General features: G+C 61.9%; 19 protein-coding genes. 4 read left to right on the top strand and 15 right to left on the bottom strand.

Going from position 1 to position 18847, the window contains the following annotated elements; translation table 11 throughout:
- Positions 1 to 620 precede the first annotated feature (620 nt).
- From lipA to AAIS01_RS21485, 12 genes are all read right to left on the bottom strand, one after another.
- Positions 621 to 1643 (bottom strand): lipoyl synthase, encoded by a 1023-nt coding sequence (gene lipA / locus AAIS01_RS21540; protein WP_047229497.1) that lies wholly within the window; start codon positions 1641 to 1643, stop codon positions 621 to 623.
- A gap of 1 nt (position 1644) precedes the next feature.
- On the bottom strand, positions 1645 to 2292 hold the full coding sequence (gene lipB, locus AAIS01_RS21535) for a lipoyl(octanoyl) transferase LipB (RefSeq protein ID WP_343470594.1): 648 nt from the start codon (positions 2290 to 2292) through the stop codon (positions 1645 to 1647).
- Entirely contained in the window at positions 2292 to 2567 is a 276-nt protein-coding gene (locus tag AAIS01_RS21530) for a DUF493 domain-containing protein (protein WP_047229495.1), read from the bottom strand. Before AAIS01_RS21530 ends, lipB begins: the two co-directional genes overlap by 1 nt.
- Before the next feature lie 81 nt (positions 2568 to 2648).
- On the bottom strand, positions 2649 to 3806 hold the full coding sequence (locus AAIS01_RS21525) for a D-alanyl-D-alanine carboxypeptidase family protein (RefSeq protein ID WP_343470593.1): 1158 nt from the start codon (positions 3804 to 3806) through the stop codon (positions 2649 to 2651).
- Between the two features lie 169 nt (positions 3807 to 3975).
- The gene (locus tag AAIS01_RS21520) at positions 3976 to 5001 is read right to left on the bottom strand and encodes a septal ring lytic transglycosylase RlpA family protein (protein WP_343470592.1); all 1026 of its coding nucleotides are present in this window, start codon (positions 4999 to 5001) and stop codon (positions 3976 to 3978) included.
- Complete coding sequence (gene mltB / locus AAIS01_RS21515; RefSeq protein WP_092459443.1) at positions 5001 to 6011, bottom strand: lytic murein transglycosylase B; 1011 nt, start codon at positions 6009 to 6011, stop codon at positions 5001 to 5003. The genes AAIS01_RS21520 and mltB overlap by 1 nt, the downstream gene beginning before the upstream one ends.
- Before the next feature lie 17 nt (positions 6012 to 6028).
- Positions 6029 to 7132, bottom strand: coding sequence for a rod shape-determining protein RodA (gene rodA / locus AAIS01_RS21510; RefSeq protein WP_047229517.1), 1104 nt, complete (start codon positions 7130 to 7132; stop codon positions 6029 to 6031).
- Positions 7133 to 7163: 31 nt separating this feature from the next.
- On the bottom strand, positions 7164 to 9059 hold the full coding sequence (gene mrdA / locus AAIS01_RS21505) for a penicillin-binding protein 2 (RefSeq protein ID WP_343470591.1): 1896 nt from the start codon (positions 9057 to 9059) through the stop codon (positions 7164 to 7166).
- 10 nt (positions 9060 to 9069) lie between these two features.
- Positions 9070 to 9537 carry a 23S rRNA (pseudouridine(1915)-N(3))-methyltransferase RlmH gene (rlmH, locus tag AAIS01_RS21500; protein ID WP_003185785.1) on the bottom strand — a complete coding sequence of 156 codons (468 nt, stop codon included), beginning with the start codon at positions 9535 to 9537 and terminating at the stop codon, positions 9070 to 9072.
- Between the two features lie 9 nt (positions 9538 to 9546).
- Positions 9547 to 10041 (bottom strand): ribosome silencing factor, encoded by a 495-nt coding sequence (gene rsfS / locus AAIS01_RS21495; RefSeq protein WP_343470590.1) that lies wholly within the window; start codon positions 10039 to 10041, stop codon positions 9547 to 9549.
- A gap of 72 nt (positions 10042 to 10113) precedes the next feature.
- Entirely contained in the window at positions 10114 to 10788 is a 675-nt protein-coding gene (gene nadD, locus AAIS01_RS21490) for a nicotinate-nucleotide adenylyltransferase (RefSeq protein WP_343470598.1), read from the bottom strand.
- Positions 10789 to 10816: 28 nt separating this feature from the next.
- A complete protein-coding gene (locus tag AAIS01_RS21485) occupies positions 10817 to 12088 on the bottom strand; it encodes a glutamate-5-semialdehyde dehydrogenase (RefSeq protein WP_343470589.1) in 1272 nt (423 codons plus the stop codon).
- A gap of 186 nt (positions 12089 to 12274) precedes the next feature.
- On the opposite strand from AAIS01_RS21485, the gene AAIS01_RS21480 reads away from it, so the two are divergent.
- Both AAIS01_RS21480 and AAIS01_RS21475 read left to right on the top strand, forming a co-directional pair.
- Entirely contained in the window at positions 12275 to 12955 is a 681-nt protein-coding gene (locus tag AAIS01_RS21480; RefSeq protein ID WP_343470587.1) for a DNA-3-methyladenine glycosylase, read from the top strand.
- Positions 12956 to 13118: 163 nt separating this feature from the next.
- Positions 13119 to 14435, top strand: coding sequence for a bifunctional DedA family/phosphatase PAP2 family protein (locus AAIS01_RS21475; protein WP_343470586.1), 1317 nt, complete (start codon positions 13119 to 13121; stop codon positions 14433 to 14435).
- A 131-nt stretch (positions 14436 to 14566) separates the two neighbouring features.
- Here AAIS01_RS21475 and AAIS01_RS21470 read toward each other — a convergent pair whose 3' ends face one another.
- Genes AAIS01_RS21470 through AAIS01_RS21460 form a run of 3 tightly spaced genes read right to left on the bottom strand, consistent with a single transcriptional unit; the run spans position 14567 to position 16249 of the window.
- Positions 14567 to 15157 carry an LON peptidase substrate-binding domain-containing protein gene (locus AAIS01_RS21470; protein WP_343470585.1) on the bottom strand — a complete coding sequence of 197 codons (591 nt, stop codon included), beginning with the start codon at positions 15155 to 15157 and terminating at the stop codon, positions 14567 to 14569.
- 13 nt (positions 15158 to 15170) lie between these two features.
- Positions 15171 to 15887, bottom strand: coding sequence for an LrgB family protein (locus tag AAIS01_RS21465; protein ID WP_343470584.1), 717 nt, complete (start codon positions 15885 to 15887; stop codon positions 15171 to 15173).
- Positions 15884 to 16249: a CidA/LrgA family protein gene (locus AAIS01_RS21460; protein WP_343470583.1), complete on the bottom strand. Its 366-nt coding sequence runs from the start codon at positions 16247 to 16249 to the stop codon at positions 15884 to 15886. Before AAIS01_RS21460 ends, AAIS01_RS21465 begins: the two co-directional genes overlap by 4 nt.
- Before the next feature lie 318 nt (positions 16250 to 16567).
- Between AAIS01_RS21460 and AAIS01_RS21455 the strand changes: the two genes are divergently transcribed.
- Both AAIS01_RS21455 and AAIS01_RS21450 read left to right on the top strand, forming a co-directional pair.
- The gene (locus AAIS01_RS21455) at positions 16568 to 17023 is read left to right on the top strand and encodes a MaoC family dehydratase (RefSeq protein WP_092394624.1); all 456 of its coding nucleotides are present in this window, start codon (positions 16568 to 16570) and stop codon (positions 17021 to 17023) included.
- Between the two features lie 97 nt (positions 17024 to 17120).
- Positions 17121 to 18839, top strand: coding sequence for a C13 family peptidase (locus AAIS01_RS21450; RefSeq protein ID WP_343470581.1), 1719 nt, complete (start codon positions 17121 to 17123; stop codon positions 18837 to 18839).
- Positions 18840 to 18847: the final 8 nt, after the last annotated feature.

The raw sequence follows: 18847 nt of genomic DNA, 5'->3' as shown, positions 1-18847 counted from the left end.
TCGCGAAGGCGTCGGCACAGCCAACATCATCACAAACTGATACACCGCTTTCGCGGGCAAGCCCGCTCCCACAGGGTATTTCGGGTGTTCACAGCATCTGCACACGACACAAAAAACTTGTGGGAGCGGGCTTGCTCGCGAAGGCGTCAACACAGCCAACATCACCGCAAACTGATCCTCCGCTTTCGCGGGCAAGCCCGCTCCCACAGGGTGTTTCGGGTGTTCACAGCATCTGCACACGACACAAAAAACTTGTGGGAGCGAGCTTGCTCGCGAAGGCGTCGGCACAGCCAACATCATCACAAACTGATACACCGCTTTCGCGGGCAAGCCCGCTCCCACAGGGGAAACGCGATAACTCCAAACCAGGCCGGCTGTCAGGCCGCCTCGCTTTGGCTTTTGATCTTAGGCGCCTCGTTAAACCACGCTGGCCGAACGCAGGTATGCGCAGTGGGCACCTCGGCATGGATGCCGAGTGGTGGGGCAGAGCGCTTTTGGTTACTTTTGGCTGGTCCGGCACCCGGCTTTTCCAAAAGTGACCCGCTGTAAGAGCGGAACCATAAGTAGCCGTTACCGCAGCAACGGATATTCACACCGACCCACCACCAAAAACCGCTAAATCAAGACCCAAGCAGCTCAGCCTTGACCAACTTCGCCTGCTCATCCGCATGATACGAAGACCGCACCAACGGCCCCGAAGCCACGTTCTTGAACCCCATCTTGTACCCTTCCTCAGCAAACCAGGCAAAGGTATCCGGATGCACAAAACGCTGCACCGGCAGGTGACTACGCGAAGGCTGCAGGTACTGCCCCAAGGTCAGCATATCGATGTCATGCTCACGCATACGCTTCATGACCTCGATGACTTCCTCATCGGTCTCACCCAGGCCCAGCATCAAGCCAGACTTGGTCGGAATGTGCGGCATCATCTGCTTGAAGCGCTGCAGCAGGGTCAGCGACCACTGATAGTCCGAACCAGGACGCGCGGCCTTGTACAGGCGCGGTACGGTTTCCAGGTTGTGGTTGAAGACATCCGGCGGCTCGGCAGCGGTGATTTGCAGTGCGATGTCCATGCGACCGCGATAATCCGGCACCAAAGTCTCAAGCTGCACGTTCGGCGACAACTTGCGGATTTCGCGGATGCAGTCGGCAAAGTGCTGGGCACCGCCGTCACGCAGGTCGTCGCGGTCCACCGAGGTGATCACTACATACTTGAGCTTGAGGTCGGCAATGGCGATGGCCAGGCTTTCGGGTTCATTCACGTCCAATGGCTTCGGCCGACCATGACCGACGTCACAGAACGGGCAGCGACGGGTGCAGATGTCGCCCATGATCATGAAGGTGGCGGTGCCGCCGGAGAAGCATTCACCCAGGTTCGGGCAGGACGCTTCTTCACAGACGCTGTGCAGTTTGTGTTTGCGCAGCAACGCCTTGATGCGGTCGACTTCCGGCGAAACCGGGATGCGCACGCGGATCCAGTCGGGTTTCTTCGGCAGTTCGGTGGTCGGGATGATCTTGACCGGGATGCGTGCAACTTTCTCGGCGCCGCGCAGCTTTACGCCGGCCTCGACCTTGGCACGCGGGGCCGGACGCTCGGTAACATCAAGCGTCGGGATCATGGTTTGCACAGCATCAGTAGTCATATCAGTCGATTCCGCCCGTGAGGGTCGTCTGCTCAGCGTAGTCGAGGTGTTTGACGAGCTGCGCGCGCAGCCGGGCACTTACCTCGGCAAATTCAATCGATCCTGTGTGATCGCACAGCTGGGTCATCGCCAGCCCCGCGTAGCCACAGGGATTAATCCGTCGAAACGGCTCCATGTCCATGTCCACGTTCAACGCCAGGCCATGAAACGAACAACCGTGGCGTATCCGCAAACCCAGGGAGGCGATTTTTGCCCCGTCGACGTAGACACCCGGAGCATCCGGCTTGGCCGCCGCTGTCACGCCGTAGCTGGCCAGCAGTTCGATCAGGCAGGTCTCCATGCGGGTGACCAGTTCGCGTACGCCGAACCCCAGCTTGCGTACGTCCAGCAACAGATAGGCCACCAACTGTCCGGGGCCATGGTAGGTCACCTGGCCACCGCGGTCGGTCTTCACCACCGGGATATTCCCCGGCAGCAACAGATGTTCGGCCTTGCCGGCCTGGCCCTGGGTGAACACCGGTGGGTGCTCCACCAGCCAGACTTCATCACCGGCGCTGGTGCCGCGGTCGTTGGTGAAGCGTTGCATGGCATGCCAGACCGGCTCGTAAGCCATCTGGCCCAGCTCGCGAAAGCCCAGCGTGCCCGGCATCACAACACCATGTGCACGAACCCGGTCGCTCGCAGCTCGCTGTTGATGTCGTACAGCTGTTCCTGGCCGGTGGCAATGATGTGCAACTGAATCGTCGTGTACTTGCCGTTGGTACTCTGGCGTTCGGCCAGGGTCTTGTGATCAACGGTGGCGTGCTTTTCAAGAATCGCGATGATCTTGTCCTTGAAACCCACACCGGTGTCGCCAATTACCTTGATCGGATAATCCTCGCAAGGAAACTCGATCTTTGGCGCCTTTACTTCTGAGTCTGTCATGGCGTAACGGCCTCGTAAGCCGTGATAACGCACATGGCCCCGCACCGGAAAGGAACGGGGCCATGCAGGTCAACACTTCAATCAGTTGAACAAGCCGTAGAAGAATAGACGGATGCTATCCCACATGCGGCGGAAGATACCACCTTCCTCGACCGCGTCCAGCGCAATCAGGTCGGCACTGTGTACCACTTTGTCGTCCAGTTTGACTTCCACCTTACCGATCACGTCGCCCTTGGCGATTGGCGCAACCATTTGCGGATTCATGGTCATGGTGGCGACCAGTTTCTTGAGCTGACCTTTAGGCAAGGTCATGGTCAGGTCCTGGGCCAGACCGGCCTTCACCTGGTTGGTGGTGCCTTTCCACACTTGGGCCTGAGCCAGCTCGGTGCCCTTCTGGTAGAAGGTCTGGGTTTCGAAGAAGCGGAAACCGTAGGTCAAGAGCTTCTGGGTTTCGGCGGCGCGGGCCACTTCGCTGTTGGTGCCGAAAACGACGGCGATCAGGCGCATGCCATCACGAACGGCCGAAGACACCATGCAATAGCCGGCCTCTTCGGTGTGACCGGTCTTCAGGCCATCGACAGTCTTGTCGCGCCACAGCAGCAGGTTGCGGTTGGGCTGCTTGATGTTGTTCCAGAGGAATTCCTTCTGGGAGTAGATGGCGTAGTGCGCCGGGTCTTCGTGGATGATCGCCCGCGCCAGGATCGCCATGTCATGAGCCGAGGAGTAATGCTCCGGGTTCGGCAAGCCGGTGGGGTTCATGAAGTGGCTGTTGGTCAGCCCCAGGTCGCTGGCGGTTTTGTTCATCATGTCGGCGAACGCATCTTCGCTGCCGGCGATGTGCTCGGCCAGGGCGACGCTGGCGTCGTTGCCGGACTGGATGATGATGCCGTGCAGCAGGTCGCTGACGGTCACTTGCGAACCGACCTTGATGAACATCCGCGAACCGCCGGTGCGCCAGGCATTTTCGCTGACGGTCACCGGATCGTTTTCACCGATCTGGCCGCGACGGATTTCCAGGGTGGCGATGTAGGCCGTCATCAGTTTGGTCAGGCTGGCCGGTGGCAGGCGCTGGTCACCGTTGTTCTCCACCAGCACCTCGCCGCTGCTGGCATCCATGAGCACAAAGGATTTGGCGGCCAGTTGAGGGGGAGCCGGCATCATCTCGACCGCGAACGCAGCGGGTGACAGAAGCAGCGGGACTAGCAGGCAAAGGCGTTTGGCAAAGGTGGTGATGTTCATCCGTCTCTCGAAATCGCTAATGGGACTGCCCGAAGGCAAAACTAAACAGGCAACCATCTAACCGGTCGCCGCGTATTTAAGTTGCTCACTCACATCCCTTGCCGGGCTTTTGTTATTCGCAGAGCCAACAACCTGGCCCGCTCCAACTGCAAACGGGCCTTCAATCAAATCATTCCGCGCTGACCACACTCGGCGAACCGAGATTGGCCAGGCGTACACTGTTCTGCACCTGCTGGACTTCATCCGGCGAACCGATCGGCCCCAGGCGTACCCGATGCAGTGTCTGCTGGTTGCGCACGATGGAGCTGATGAACACCGGCGCGCTGACCATTGAGCTGAGCTTGGCTCTCAACAGTTCGGCAGCGTCCGGGTTGGCGAACGCGCCGACTTGCAGATACTGGCCAGACGCTGTTGCAGAAGCGTTTTTTTTTGCGTCGAGCGGCACAGGCACCACGGGCGCAGCGTGTTGCTGCGGCGGCGGGGACCATTGCTCGACCGTACCGGTGGAAGCCGTCACGGTCGGCGCGGCATTTTGCGCCACTTTTGGTTCGTTGAGCATCAAAGGCGCCGGACGGCCTCGCTGGGCCCACCATTCCTGCGGGTCGATGCCTTCGACCTTGACCCGGGCGGTGCCGGATTCAGCGTAACCGAGTTTTTTCGCCGCCGCATACGACAGGTCGATGATGCGGTCGGAATAGAACGGCCCACGGTCATTGACCCGCAGGATCACGGCCTTGTTGTTGTCCAGGTTGGTCACCCGCACATAACTGGGCAGCGGCAAAGTCTTGTGGGCCGCGCTCATGCCATACAGGTCATAAACCTCGCCATTGGCGGTGTTCTGGCCGTGGAACTTGGTGCCATACCAGGACGCCGTGCCCGTAGCGACGTAACGTTTGGATTCGGCTATCGGGAAATACGTCTTGCCCAATACCGTGTACGGATTGGCCTTGTACGGACCAGTGTGCAGGGTGGGCGTGGCGTCGGGAATACGCGAAACATCCACGTCCCACCACGGCGCGCCGTCCTTGTGGGCCCGGTTGATGTCCAGGCCCGGTGTGGCGCGCACGGCCGTGGAGGTTTTCTGCGCCGGCGGACGACTGGTGGAGCAACTGACGACCAGCAACGACAGCGCCGCCAGCGCTACCAGTTTCAGGGGTCCGGCTTTCAGGGGTTGATAGGTAGGCAATGCCCGCATTATTTGACGCCCCGTGCTTTGACCAGCTCTTCAGACAGCTGATGCACGGCCATGGCGTACATCACACTGCGGTTATAACGCGTAATCGCGTAGAAATTCTTCAGGCCCATCCAGTACTCAGGGCCTTGTTCGCCTTCCAGGCGAATCGCGGTGACTGGCATGTCGTCACGCAGCGCATCATGACTCGACCACCCCAGCGCCCGCAACTCCCCGACGGTTTTCGTCGGCTCGATGCCGGTGGTCAGGCCCTCGTCTACCTGGTCGCCCCGCACGTCCGCGCGGCTGACCACCGGCTCGCCAGACTCCCAGCCGTGGCGCTTGAAATAGCTGGCAACACTGCCGATGGCGTCGGTCGGGTTGGTCCAGATATTGATGTGGCCATCGCCGTCGAAGTCCACCGCATAAGCCCGGAAGCTGCTGGGCATGAACTGCGGCAAGCCCATGGCCCCGGCGTAGGAACCCTTGAGGGTCAACGGATCGACCTGCTCCTCGCGGGCCAGCAGCAGGAACTCGCGCAGCTCCTTGCGGAAGAACTCGGCGCGCGGCGGATAATCGAAGCCCAGGGTCGACAGCGCATCGACCACCCGGAAATTCCCGGTATTACGACCAAAAAACGTCTCGACACCAATGATAGACACGATGACCTGGGCCGGCACGCCATACTCCTGCTCGGCGCGAGCCAGCACAGCCTCGTGCTGGCGCCAGAAGTCCACGCCCCGGGCGATACGCGCCTCGGAGATGAACATCGGCCGATACTCGCTCCACTGCTTGACCCGCTCGGCGGGTCGGGAGATCGCGTCGAGAATCGACTGCTTGCGCTGCGCCTCGCGGAACACCCCCATCAGTTGCTCACCGGCAAAACCGTAGTCGCGGGTCATTTCACCGACGAATTCGGCCACTTGCGGCGAACCTTCATAGTCGCCGGCCAGGGCGTGCGACGCACCGCCCAGGAGGCCGACCAGGCCGACCCACGGCGCATATCGCGTCGACCAGCCACGCATTGCTTGCATTGAACGCTTCACCTTATTCAAACCTGCGCGATCCACTTGCGATGGGTATGGATCGACATCAAAACCCCAAACGCTGACAGTAGCGTCACCAGCGAAGTTCCTCCGTAGCTAATGAATGGCAACGGCACCCCCACGACCGGCAACAGGCCACTGACCATACCGATATTGACGAAAACATAAACAAAAAACGTCATGGTCAGACTGCCCGCGAGCAATTTGCCGAACAATGTCTGGGCCTGGGCCGTAATCACCAGACCACGGCCGATCAACAACAGGTAGATCAGCAGCAGCACACAGATGCCCACCAGACCGAACTCTTCGCCCAACACGGCGATGATGAAGTCGGTGTGGCTTTCCGGCAGAAAGTCCAGGTGCGACTGGGTACCCAGCAACCAACCCTTGCCGAACACGCCGCCGGAGCCGATGGCGGCCTTGGACTGGATGATGTTCCAGCCGGTGCCCAGCGGATCGCTCTCCGGATCGAGGAACGTCAGGACCCGCTGCTTCTGGTAGTCGTGCATCACGAAGTACCACATGGCCACGGACACCGGCACCGCGGCAGCGATGACGCTGAGGATCCAGCGCCAGCGCAACCCGCCCATGAACAGCACGAAGGCGCCGCCGGCCAGGATCAGCAACGAAGTGCCGAGGTCCGGCTGGCGCACGATCAGGATGAACGGAACCCCAATCAGCAGCAGGCTGATGCCCACATGTTTGAGCTGTGGCGGCAAGGTGCGCTTGGACAAATACCAGGCGATGGTCGCCGGCATGATGATTTTCAGGAACTCAGAAGGCTGGAAGCGGATCACCCCGGGGATGTTGATCCAGCGTGTCGCACCCATGGCGTTATGGCCCATGATGTCCACGATCACCAACAAGACCACGCCGCCCACATAGGCCAGTGGCACCCAGCGTGCCATGAACCGAGGCTCCAGTTGGGCGATGAAAATCATCGACACCAGGCCGATGCCGAATGAAGTGGCCTGTTTGGCCAGCAGGTCCCAATTCTTGCCACTGGCCGAATACAGCACGAACAGGCTGCCCGCGGCCAGTGTCAGCAACAGGATCAACAAGGGGCCATCGATGTGCATGCGCTGCAACAGGGTGGCGCGACGGCGCATCACGTCTTCGCTGGAGAGGATCCGGTCGAAATTATTCTTCACGGGCCGTAGCCTCCGCGGTGGTGGGGCTTGCGTATTCGGGCTTGAGCTGGCCGTGTTCATCCAGCAGCCAGGCGTCCATGATCTGGCGCACCACCGGCGCGGCGACGCCGGAACCGGACTCGCCGTTCTCGACCATCACCGCCACGACGATTTTCGGGTTTTCGGCCGGCGCGAAACCGACGAACAAAGCGTGGTCCCGGTGACGCTCCTGAACCTTGGAGCGGTCGTACTTCTCGCCCTGTTTGATCGCGACCACCTGGGCCGTACCACTCTTGCCGGCAATCCGGTATTGCGCACCGAGGGCAGCCTTGCGCGCCGTGCCCCGGGCACCGTGCATCACCTGCTGCATGCCGATATTGACCTTCTGCCAGTCCGACGGATTACGCAGGATGATGTCCGGCACCGGGTTGGGGTCAACGGGCTTCTGGCCTTCGATGGTCTTGGCCAGGTGCGGGCGATACCACTTGCCTTTGCTCGCCACCAGCGCCGTGGCCTGGGCCAGTTGCAGCGGCGTCGCCTGCATGTAGCCCTGGCCGATTCCCAGGATCAGCGTCTCACCCGGGAACCACGGCTGGCGGCGGGTCGCCCGTTTCCACTCGCGGGACGGCATCAGGCCCGGCGACTCTTCGAACATATCCAGGGAGACTTTCTGACCGAGCCCGAACTTGCCCATGTAGGACGCCAGCCGATCGATCCCCAGCTTGTGGGCCAGGTCATAGAAGTAGGTGTCGTTGGACCGCATGATCGCCGTCTCCAGATCCACGTAGCCGTCGCCGGAGCGGTTCCAGTTGCGGTACTTGTGGTCGTAGTTCGGCAGTTGGTAATAGCCGGGGTCGTAGACCCGGCTGGAAGCGGTGATCACGCCCGAGTCCAGCCCGGCAATCGCCACGGCCGGCTTGATGGTCGAACCCGGTGGATAGAGACCACGCAGCACGCGGTTGAACAGTGGCCGATCGATGGAGTCGCGCAACTCGGCATAGGCCTTGAAACTGATGCCGGTGACGAACAGGTTCGGGTCGAAACTCGGCTGACTGACCATCGCCAGGACTTCGCCGGTGTTCGGATCCAGCGCCACGACGGCGCCGCGACGCCCACCCAAGGCTGCTTCGGCGGCTTCCTGCAATTTGATGTCCAGGCTCAGAACGATGTCCTTGCCGGGGATTGGGTCGGTGCGCTTGAGCACACGCAACACGCGGCCACGGGCGTTGGTCTCGACTTCCTCGTAGCCCACCTGACCGTGCAGCTCGGCCTCGTAGAAGCGTTCGATGCCCGTTTTGCCGATGTGGTGGGTGCCGCTGTAATTGACCGGATCGAGGCTCTTGAGCTCTTTTTCGTTGATCCGTCCCATGTAGCCAACCGAGTGGGCGAAGTGCGCCCCTTGGGGATAATGACGCACCAATTGCGCCACCACCTCAACGCCCGGCAGGCGGAACTGGTTCACGGCGATCAGGGCGATCTGCTCTTCGGTTAGCTCGAACAGGATCGGCACCGGCTCGAACGGGCGCCGCCCCTGGCGCATACGCTTCTCGAAAATCGCCCGGTCCTCGGGGGTCAGTTGCAGCACCTCGACGATCACGTCGAGCACCTTCTGCCAATCCCCGGACCGCTCACGGGTCATGCTCAGGCTGAAGCTGGGCCGGTTATCGGCCACCACCACGCCGTTGCGGTCGAAAATCAACCCGCGAGTCGGCGGAATCGGCTGCACATGCACGCGATTGTTTTCCGACAGGGTCGAGTGGTACTCGTACTGAATCACCTGAAGGAAATACAGGCGAGCGATCAGCACACCGATCAGCGCCACGACCGCAATTGCACCGAACACGACGCGCCCCCGCACCAGGCGGGCGTCTTTTTCGTGGTCCTTGATGCGGATCGGCTGAGGCATGAGGGCAGGATTACTTGTGGTAAGGGTGCCCGGACAGGACTGTCCAGGCACGATACAACTGTTCGCCGATCAGAATCCGCACCAGCGGGTGCGGCAACGTCAAAGGCGACAACGACCAGCGTTGATCGGCCCGGGCACAGACTTCTGGCGCCAACCCTTCCGGGCCACCGACCATGAAGTTGACCGTGCGCGAGTCCAGCCGCCAGCGATCGAGCTCGACCGCCAGTTGCTCGGTACTCCAGGGCTTGCCGTGCACTTCGAGGGTGACGATCCGCTCGTTCGGCCCGACCTTGGCCAGCATGGCTTCGCCTTCCTGACGGATAAAGCGCGCCACATCGGCGTTCTTGCCGCGGGTGTTGAGCGGAATTTCCACCAGTTCCAGGGCCAGCTCGGAAGGAAGACGCTTGGCATATTCATGCCAGCCTTCTTCCACCCACTTGGGCATGCGAGAACCGACGGCGATCAGGCGCAGTCGCACAGCGATCCCTTATTGCTGGTCTTTGTTGAGCTTGGTGAAATGCTCATGGGTGTTTTCCGGGCTGTGGTGCGCGGCGCTGGCCGAACGGCTCTGCTCGGCACCTGCCCACAGGCGCTCCAGGTCATAGAACTGGCGCGCCGAGGCGGTCATCATGTGCACGATGACGTCATCCATATCCAACAACACCCAGTCGCTGTCGCCCTTGCCTTCTTCACCCAGTGGCTTGACGCCCTGGGCCTTGACCGCTTCGCGAACCTTGTCCAGCATCGCGCCGATCTGGCGGTTGGAGGTACCGGTGGCGATGATCATGTAGTCCGTGATGCTCTGCTTCTCGCGAACGTCGATCACCTGGATGTCCTGGGCCTTGACGTCTTCCAGGGCCGCCACGGCAACCTTGACCAGCTCTTCGCCGGCCAGTACCACGCCAGTATGAGCTTCTACGGGAAGCGGGGCGCTCTTGAACGTGCCCTTGCGCTTTACTTTGCTTACGTCTTTGTCAGTCATATAAAACTCGTTTTGCTCGTATGTTCGGGCGCTTCGCTACACGCATTCACGTGCCTTGAAGCGCGCCCTTTTTCAGTTCGACGCACGGTACAGCCCGTGCGCATCGATGTAGGCCAGGACCGCGTCGGGCACCAGGAAACGTACCGACTTACCGCTGGCCAGCAGTTGACGGATCTGGGTGGCGGATACCGCGAGCGGCGTCTGCCAGACGAATGCAATCTGTCCGCTCGGCCCTTTCAGGGCCAGCGGGTCGCTCACCGAGCGGGCCGCCAGCAGGTTGCGCAAGGCATCCGGCGGCTCGCTGTCGGCATCCGGGCGTTGCAACACCAGGATGTGGCAATGCTGGAGCAACTCTTCCCAGCGATGCCAAGTGGGCAGGCCGCAAAATGCGTCCCAGCCCAAAAGCAGAAAAACCTGGGCATCGGCGGCCAGTTCGGCGCGCATCAGCTCCAGGGTATCAATGGTGTAGGACGGCTTGTCCCGCAGCAATTCGCGGGCGTCCACCACCAACGGCGCCACACCGGCCACCGCGCACTCGACCATCGCCATACGGTCCTGGGCCGATACCTGCGGCGTATCCCGGTGAGGCGGCCTGGCGCTGGGCGTCAGGCGTAGCTCATCGAGCGCCAAGGCATCGGCGACTTCCAGCGCACCGCGCAAATGGCCGATGTGCACCGGGTCGAACGTGCCACCCAGGATGCCGATACGCTTGGGCGCGGTGGTCGCCGTCACAGCCGTCGTAGTCACAGAGGCCAGTGGGTCGAGGTCGCCCAAGTCAGACCGGCTCCTGTCCGCGCAACTGGCCGTCACCGACCACGATGTACTTCTCGCAGGTCAAGCCTTCGAGGCCCACCGGGCCACGGGCGTGCAGCTTATCAGTAGAAATGCCGATCTCGGCACCCAAACCGTATTCGAAGCCGTCGGCGAAACAGGTCGGGGTGTTGATCATCACCGACGCCGAATCCACTTCAGCGACAAAACGCCGGGTTTCGCCCTGGTGTTCGCTGACGATGGAGTCGGTGTGATGGGAGCCATGGCGATTGATGTGCTCGATGGCTTCATCCAGCCCATCGACCACGCGGATCGCCAGGATCGGCGCCAGGTACTCGGTGTCCCAGTCTTCTTCGCTAGCCTCTGCCGCCTCGATGATTGCCCGGGTGCGCTGGCAACCACGCAGCTCGACGCCTTTTTCGCGGAACTGGGCGGCCATCGCCGGCAGGAAGTCCTGGGCAACGGCCTGGTCCACCAACAGGGTTTCCATCGCGCCGCAGATGCCATAACGGTAGGTCTTGGCGTTGAAGGCAATGCGCTGGGCCTTGGGCAGTTCGGCGTGGGCACTCACATACACGTGGCAGATGCCGTCCAGGTGCTTGATCACCGGCACGCGGGCGTCGCGGCTGACCCGTTCGATCAGCCCCTTGCCACCACGGGGCACAATGACGTCGACGAACTCGGGCATGCTGATCAGTGCGCCGACCGCGGCGCGGTCGGTGGTTTCCACCACTTGCACCACGGCCGCCGGCAGATCGGCTTCGGCCAGGCCGCGCTGGATGCAGGCGGCAATCGCGCGGTTGGAATGAATGGCCTCGGAACCGCCACGCAGGATGGTCGCGTTGCCGGACTTCAGGCACAGGCTGGCGGCATCGATGGTCACGTTCGGCCGCGACTCGTAGATGATCCCGACCACGCCCAGGGGCACACGCATCTTGCCGACCTGGATACCCGACGGCCGATAGCTCATGTCCCGGATCGCCCCGACCGGGTCCGGCAGCGCCGCGACCTGACGCAGACCGACGATCATGCCGTCGATGCGTGCCGGGGTCAGCGCCAGGCGTTCGAGCATGGCCGGCTCAAGGCCGTTGGCCCGGCCTGCGGCCAGGTCCAGCTCATTGGCGGCGGCCAACTCGGCGCGCGCGGCGTCCAGCGCATTGGCGGCGGCCTGCAGGGCGCGGTTTTTCTGCGCGGTGCTGGCACGGCCGATGATGCGCGACGCCTGGCGAGCGGCGCGACCCAGGCGGGTCATGTAGTCAAGAACGGACTCAGTCATGGTCTCTGTGGTCTTGGCAAAGGGGAAAGCGGCAGATTATAGCTGTCGTATCCCTCGACTAACAGCGTGGACTCACAGTGGTGACCGGCGGAAGAGCAAAACCTGTGCAAATTGTCGCTGTTCAGCGCCGATTAAGCTTCCCATTGCTATCATCGCGCTTTCTTTGGCCTCACTTCGTCTAACGCCATGACCGATTTGCCGTCACAGCCAAACGCCTTGCCCCATGATTTTTTTGATCGCGATGCCCAGGTGCTCGCCCGGGACCTGCTGGGTAAAGTCATTCGCCACAAGGTCGGTGACCTGTGGCTCAGCGCACGAATCATCGAAACCGAAGCGTACTACTTCGCCGAAAAGGGCAGCCACGCTTCGCTGGGCTACACGGAAAAACGTAAGGCTTTGTTTCTGGATGGCGGCCACATCTATATGTATTACGCCCGGGGTGGCGATTCGCTGAATTTCAGCGCCCAAGGCCCCGGCAATGCGGTGCTGATCAAATCGGCGTACCCGTGGGTCGACCCTGTTTCCGGCCCGGCGAGCCTGGCGCAGATGCTGCTCAACAACCCCGACGCTCAGGGCCGCCCGCGCCCCGCGCAAAAGCTCTGCGCCGGCCAGACCTTATTGTGCAAGGCCCTGGGGCTGAAAGTGCCGCAGTGGGACGCCAAACGCTTCGACCCCGAACGCTTGCTGGTGGAAGACGTGGGCGTGCCCACGGTCAATGTGATCCAGACCACGCGCCTGGGCATCCCACTGGGACGCGACGAACACCTGCTCTACCGCTTCGTCGACGCGGCCTACGCCCCCTGGTGCACGCGGAACCCGCTGCGGCGCGGACAGGTCGAAGGGCAGGATTATTTTTTGCTTTCCTGAATACAACACCGCATACCCCCTGTGGGAGCGGGCTTGCTCGCGAAGGGGCCGGTACCTTCAAGTATCAATGCTGACTGACACACCGCTTTCGCGAGCAAGCCCGCTCCCACAAGGGGCAGGGCAGTGAAATACATGCTGTTCACTATTCAATGGAGTTGTTTCTATGGGCCCATGGCTCGATAGCATCACTGGCTGGTTGACCGCCAACCCGCAATGGCTGGCGGCAGCGGTGTTTATCGTGGCTTGCGTGGAGTGCCTGGCCATCGCCGGATTGCTCGTGCCGGGTACGGTGCTGTTGTTTGCGGTCGCGGTACTGGCCGGCAGCGGAGCGTTGTCCCTGGGCGAGACATTGCTGCTGGGGCTGCTGGGCGGTCTGCTTGGAGACTTGGTGTCGTATTTCCTGGGCAGGCATTTTCACCAGAACATCCGGCGCCTGCCGGGGCTGCGGCATCACCCGGAATGGATGAGCGCGGCAGAAAGCTACTTTCAGCGCTACGGCATCGCCAGCCTGCTGGTGGGGCGCTTCATTGGCCCGCTGCGGCCCATGTTGCCGATGGTGGCCGGGATGTTCGACATGCCCTTCCCGCGCTTCGCCGCCGTCAGCCTGTTGGCCGCCGCCGGCTGGAGCGTGGCGTACCTGCTGCCCGGCTGGGCCACTGGCGCAGCGATCCGTCTGCCGTTGCCCGAAGGTTTCTGGCCACAGGCCGGTGTCGTGATTGGCAGCATCGCGGTGATGATCGCATTGAGCGTCAACAGCAGCCTGCGGCGCCATCGCCATGCCGCAGCGCTGATCGCAGGTCTGGGCCTGGTGATCCTGATCGGGCTGTTCATCGGCTTTCGCTACCTCACAGCGTTCGATCAGGGGCTGGTGGCTCTGGTCCAGGAACATCGCAGCCCGACAATGGACGAAATCGCCGTGACCTTCACGCTGATCGGCGAATTCCACTACATGCTGATTTTCAGCGCCCTGCTGACCGGGTTGCTGTTACTGGCGCGCCAATGGCGCCAGGCAATCTTTGCCGGGGCCACGATGCTGTTCACCGCATTGGCCAATACCGGCACCAAGCACTTTTTTGCCCGTGTACGCCCGGAAGTCCTGAGCGAGCCGCTGACCAGCTACAGCATGCCCAGCGGTCATGCCTCCGGCGCCTTTGCCCTGTTCCTGGCCCTGGCCATCCTGGCCGGTCGCGGGCAACCGCCACGCCTGCGCCTGACCTGGCTGTTGCTGGGCTGTTTGCCGGCGTTGGCCATTGCCTTGTCGCGGGTGTACCTCGGCGCCCATTGGCCGAGCGACATCGTCGCCGGCGCCATGCTCGCCGCCTGCGTCTGCGCGGCGGTGCTGTGGCTGAGCCAGCGCCAAACCCCGCTGCCGGCCATGCCGCCGAAAATCTGGTGGTTGATTCTGCCGGCGATGGTGGCGGCGTTCAGCTTCTTCGCACTGCGGCATTTGCCCAACGGGCTGCTGCGGTATGCCTATTGAGCGGCGGGCCAATGAACACTGATCCCATGTGGGAGCGGGCTTGCTCGCGAAGGCGGTGGGTCATTTAACACCTGTGTCGGATGACACTCCGCTTTCGCGAGCAAGCCCGCTCCCACAAGGAACGAGTGGCTTCAGGCGAACAACTCGCCCTGCAACTCATCGAGCAAGGCCTGGATTGCATCCAGCCGCTGCTGCGGATCATCGAGTTGCAGCAGGTCGAGCTTGTCCAGCTCATTGAAGGGCAGCAAGTACGCCAGTTGATTGGCCAGCGACTGCTGACCGGTGGCTTCGGTGCCCATGTTCAGGGCCTCGACCATCGGGTGTTCGGCCAGGGCCTTGAGCAGCGCCACCAGGTCGGCATCCTCATCCTGCAGCGGCTGTTCCGGCTCATCCTCCAGCCACTCGACTTCAGCGACGGTCAGTTGATCGGCCTGGACACTGCTGCTATGCACAAGAAAGCGTCGCCCACCCTGCACGCGAATGCCCAGCAGACCGTTGTCCTGCTGGGAGAAATCGGTGATTCGCGCCTCACAGCCCACCCGCGCAAAGCCGTCAGGGGCGATGCCGACTTCCTCGCCATCGAGGATGCACACCACCCCGAACCCCTCGCCCATTTTCATGCAGCGACCGATCATATCGAGGTAACGCGCCTCGAAAATCTGCAAATCGAGGATGCAACCGGGGAACAGCACCGTGTTCAACGGGAAAAGCGGCAAGCTCATAATAAGCAGTTCCTTAAACCGTCATCGACACCACCAACGGCAGCAACACCGCCGTGGCCACGCCCATCAGACTCATCGCCAGCGCCGCAAAGGCGCCGGACTCTTCGCTTTCCTGCAACGCCACGGACGTGCCGACCGCATGAGCGGTCAGGCCCAGGGCCATGCCACGGGCTTCAGGGCTATGGACACCCAGCTTGGTCAGAATGCTCGGGCCCAGAATCGCCCCGAGCACCCCGGTGATCAACACAAACACCGCCGCCATGGCCGCTACGCCGCCGATCTGCTCGGCCACCAGCATGGCGATCGGTGAAGTCACCGACTTGGGCGCCATGGTCATCAGGATCATGTGTTCGGCGCCAAACGCCCAGCCCAATACCACTGCCGAGGCCGTGGCGAACACCCCGCCTATCACCAGCGTAGTAAAAATCGGCCAGAACAATTGCCGGATCCGTCGCAGGTTCAGGTACAAGGGCACCGCCAGCGCGACGGTGGCCGGCCCCAGCAGAATACTGAGAATTTCCGTGCTTTCACGGTACTCGGCGTAGCTGATGCCGCAGCCGACCAGCACACCGATCAGCAGCAACATCGACATCAGCACCGGTTGCAGGAACACCCAACGGGTCTTTTCGAACGCCGCCAGCACCAATTGATAGGCGCCCAGGGTAATGCCGATGCCGAACAGCGGATGATGGATCACCGAACTCCAGGCGCCCTGCCAATCAAGGATCATTGCCCATCCTCCGACTCGGGGGCGTGACGCCTGGCCAAGCGTTGCATCAGCACGCCCGTCAGCGCCACGGACAGCACCAGGGACAAGGACAACGCGCCAACGATGGCCCAGAAATCGGCGGCAATCGCCCCGGCATATACCATCACCCCCACCGCAGGCGGCACCAGCAGCAAGGGCAAGTAACGCAGCAGGCTACTGGCGGCCAGGTTCAACGGTTCGCTGACTTCACCGCGCATCACCAGATAGCCCAGCAGCAACAGCAGACCAATGATCGGCCCTGGCAGCACCGGCAAGAACAAATGATTGATCGCAGTGCCCAGCAATTGAAAAAACACCAGCCAGGTCAGGCCCCGTAGCAACATCCGCTCTCTCCCCTCACAAACATCCATAAACCCCGTCCCCGTAGGAGCTGCCGAGTGCAACGAGGCTGCGATCTTTCCCCTGCCAACTGAATCCGGAGCGAAAGATCAAAAGATCGTCCGAACGCGGCCCGAGCCTTCGGCAGTTCCTACGGGAGTAACCAGATGACACATTTAAGCACGCCCGCGCTATGGGTCGGCATTCGTAAAAAGCATGGTCGATGACCTTCCACGCCCGCCATGTTGATCTACAGTGGTTCTCCGGGGACGCCGATCCCCGTTCCAAAAAAGACAAAACCGATGAACCCAAGGAGAGTCTCAATGCCCTATGTTCCCGTTGCAGCGCTCAAAGATTATGTCGGCAAGGAACTTGGACGTTCCGAATGGCTTACCATCGATCAGGAGCGCATCAACCTGTTCGCCGAAGCCACTGGCGACTTTCAGTTCATCCACGTCGATCCGGTCAAGGCCGCGCAGACGCCGTTCGGCAGCACCATCGCCCACGGTTTCCTGTCGTTGTCGCTGATGCCCAAGCTCATGGAAGACATCCTGATCCTGCCCGAAGGCGTGAAGATGGTCGTCAACTACGGACTGGACAGCGTGCGCTTCATCCAGCCCGTGAAAGTCGACTCCAAGGTCCGCCTCAAGGTCGACCTGGTGGACGTGACCGAGAAGAAACCCGGCCAGTGGCTGCTCAAAGCCACCGCCACCCTGGAAATCGAAGGTTCGGACAAACCGGCCTACATCGCTGAGCCCCTGTCGCTCTGCTTCGTGTAGCCCCTGGCGGATGCGAAGCCGCTGCGGCAGTTTCGCATCGCTTCTCCTGACGCGCATAGCTGCGGCATACTCGTGACCTGATTACCTGGATCCCGTTATGCGCTCATTTGTCCCCTTGGCCCTGACCCTGCTGCTCACCGCTTGCGGCGACGGCGAATCGCTGTTGCCTCCCGACGCGCGCCTGCCCGACGGCGGGCGCTATCGCGGCGAGTTGGTGGACGGATTGCTGCAAGGCCAGGGGCGCGTCGATTACCCCAACGGCAGTTGGTACGCCGGGCAGTTCGACAAAGGCCAGTGGCACGGCACCGGGGAATGGCATGGCAGCAATGGCGAGGTCTATCGCGGCCAGTTCGAGCAGGGCCTGTTCAACGGCCAGGGCAGCCTGACCACGCCCACCAGCAGCTACACCGGCGGCTTCAAGCAAGGCCGGCGCGACGGTGAAGGCACGCTCAAAGAACACGGCATGATCTACCGCGGCGAATTCAAGGCCGACCGCTATTCCGGCTTCGGGCGCCTGGAGCTTGAGGACGGCAGCCAATACCAGGGCCCGTTCGTCAACGGCAAACCCAACGGCGAAGGCCAGCGTTTCGACGCCAGCGGCAACCAGTTCACCGGAAACTTCATCGACGGCCAGCTCCAGGGCAAAGGCACCTTCAACAGCGCCGAGGGCGATGTCTACATCGGCGGGTTCAAGAACAACCAGCTCAGCGGGCGCGGGCGCTATGAAAATGCCGACGGCGATGTCTGGATCGGCCAGTTCAAGGAAGGCGCGCTCACGGGCAATGGCCAACTGATCGGCGCCGACGGCAGCCACTACCGCGGTCAATTCAATGACTGGCGCTTTAGCGGCCAGGGCCGTTTGAACCTGCCCGACGGCAGTTTTTATATCGGCCAGTTCGAGAACGACACCTACCACGGTCGCGGCACCCTGGCGCTGACCGATGGCACCGTGCAAAGCGGCACCTGGACCAACGGCCTGCGAGTGCGCGACGCGGACGGCCGGCTACTGCCGGATGTGCTCGAACTCGGCCTCCTGGCCCAGGGTCGCCTGTTGGAAACTGCCTTGGCCAATATCCCGGCTTCGACACCGGCGGTGGAGCTGTACAGCCTGACGGTGGGCGGCGATGGCAAGCAGAGTGTGTTCCTGCGCGAGTCCGACTACGTCGCCAACATGCTCACCAGCCGTTTTGGCGCGTTCGGCCAGATCCGCCTGGTCAACCACCGCGATCACCTCGGTGACCGGCCCATGGCCACTCGCGAAAGCCTGCGCCGCGCCGCCAGCACCCTGGCCGAACGCAGCGGCCCGGAAGACCTGATCTTCATCTACCTGACCAGCCACGGCACCAGCGAACACGAACTGGTGCTCGACCAGCCGCGCATGGAGCTGGCCGACCTGCCCGCCGATGAACTGGCCGTGGTGCTGGCGCCGCTGAAGGATCGCGACAAAATCGTCGTGATTTCGGCGTGTTACTCCGGCGGCTTCATCCCGGCGCTCAAGAATGAACGCACCTTGATCATGACCGCTTCCCGAGCTGACCGGGTGTCCTTCGGCTGTTCCGAGGAGGCCAACTTCACCTACTTCGGCGACGCCCTGTTCGCCCAGGCCCTGAACCAGACCGACGACCTTGAGCAGGCCTTCAAGCGCGCCAAGGCCACCGTTGCCGAGCGGGAGCAGGCGGACAATTTCGAAGCTTCCGAGCCGCAGATCTGGGCGCCCAGGACCGTCCTTTCCCATTGGCAGCTATTGCGCAAGCAACAGGCGCGAAAAGCATTACAAAGTACGGCATTGAACGACGAGGCCCAAAAGAGCAACTAAGCTGAATC

The sequence above is a fragment of the Pseudomonas halotolerans genome (assembly GCF_039581215.1).
Taxonomy (GTDB): Bacteria; Pseudomonadota; Gammaproteobacteria; order Pseudomonadales; family Pseudomonadaceae; genus Aquipseudomonas; species Aquipseudomonas tehranensis.
The sequence above is the reverse complement of the archived record's forward strand: the minus strand, read 5'-3'. Positions and strand labels throughout refer to the sequence as shown.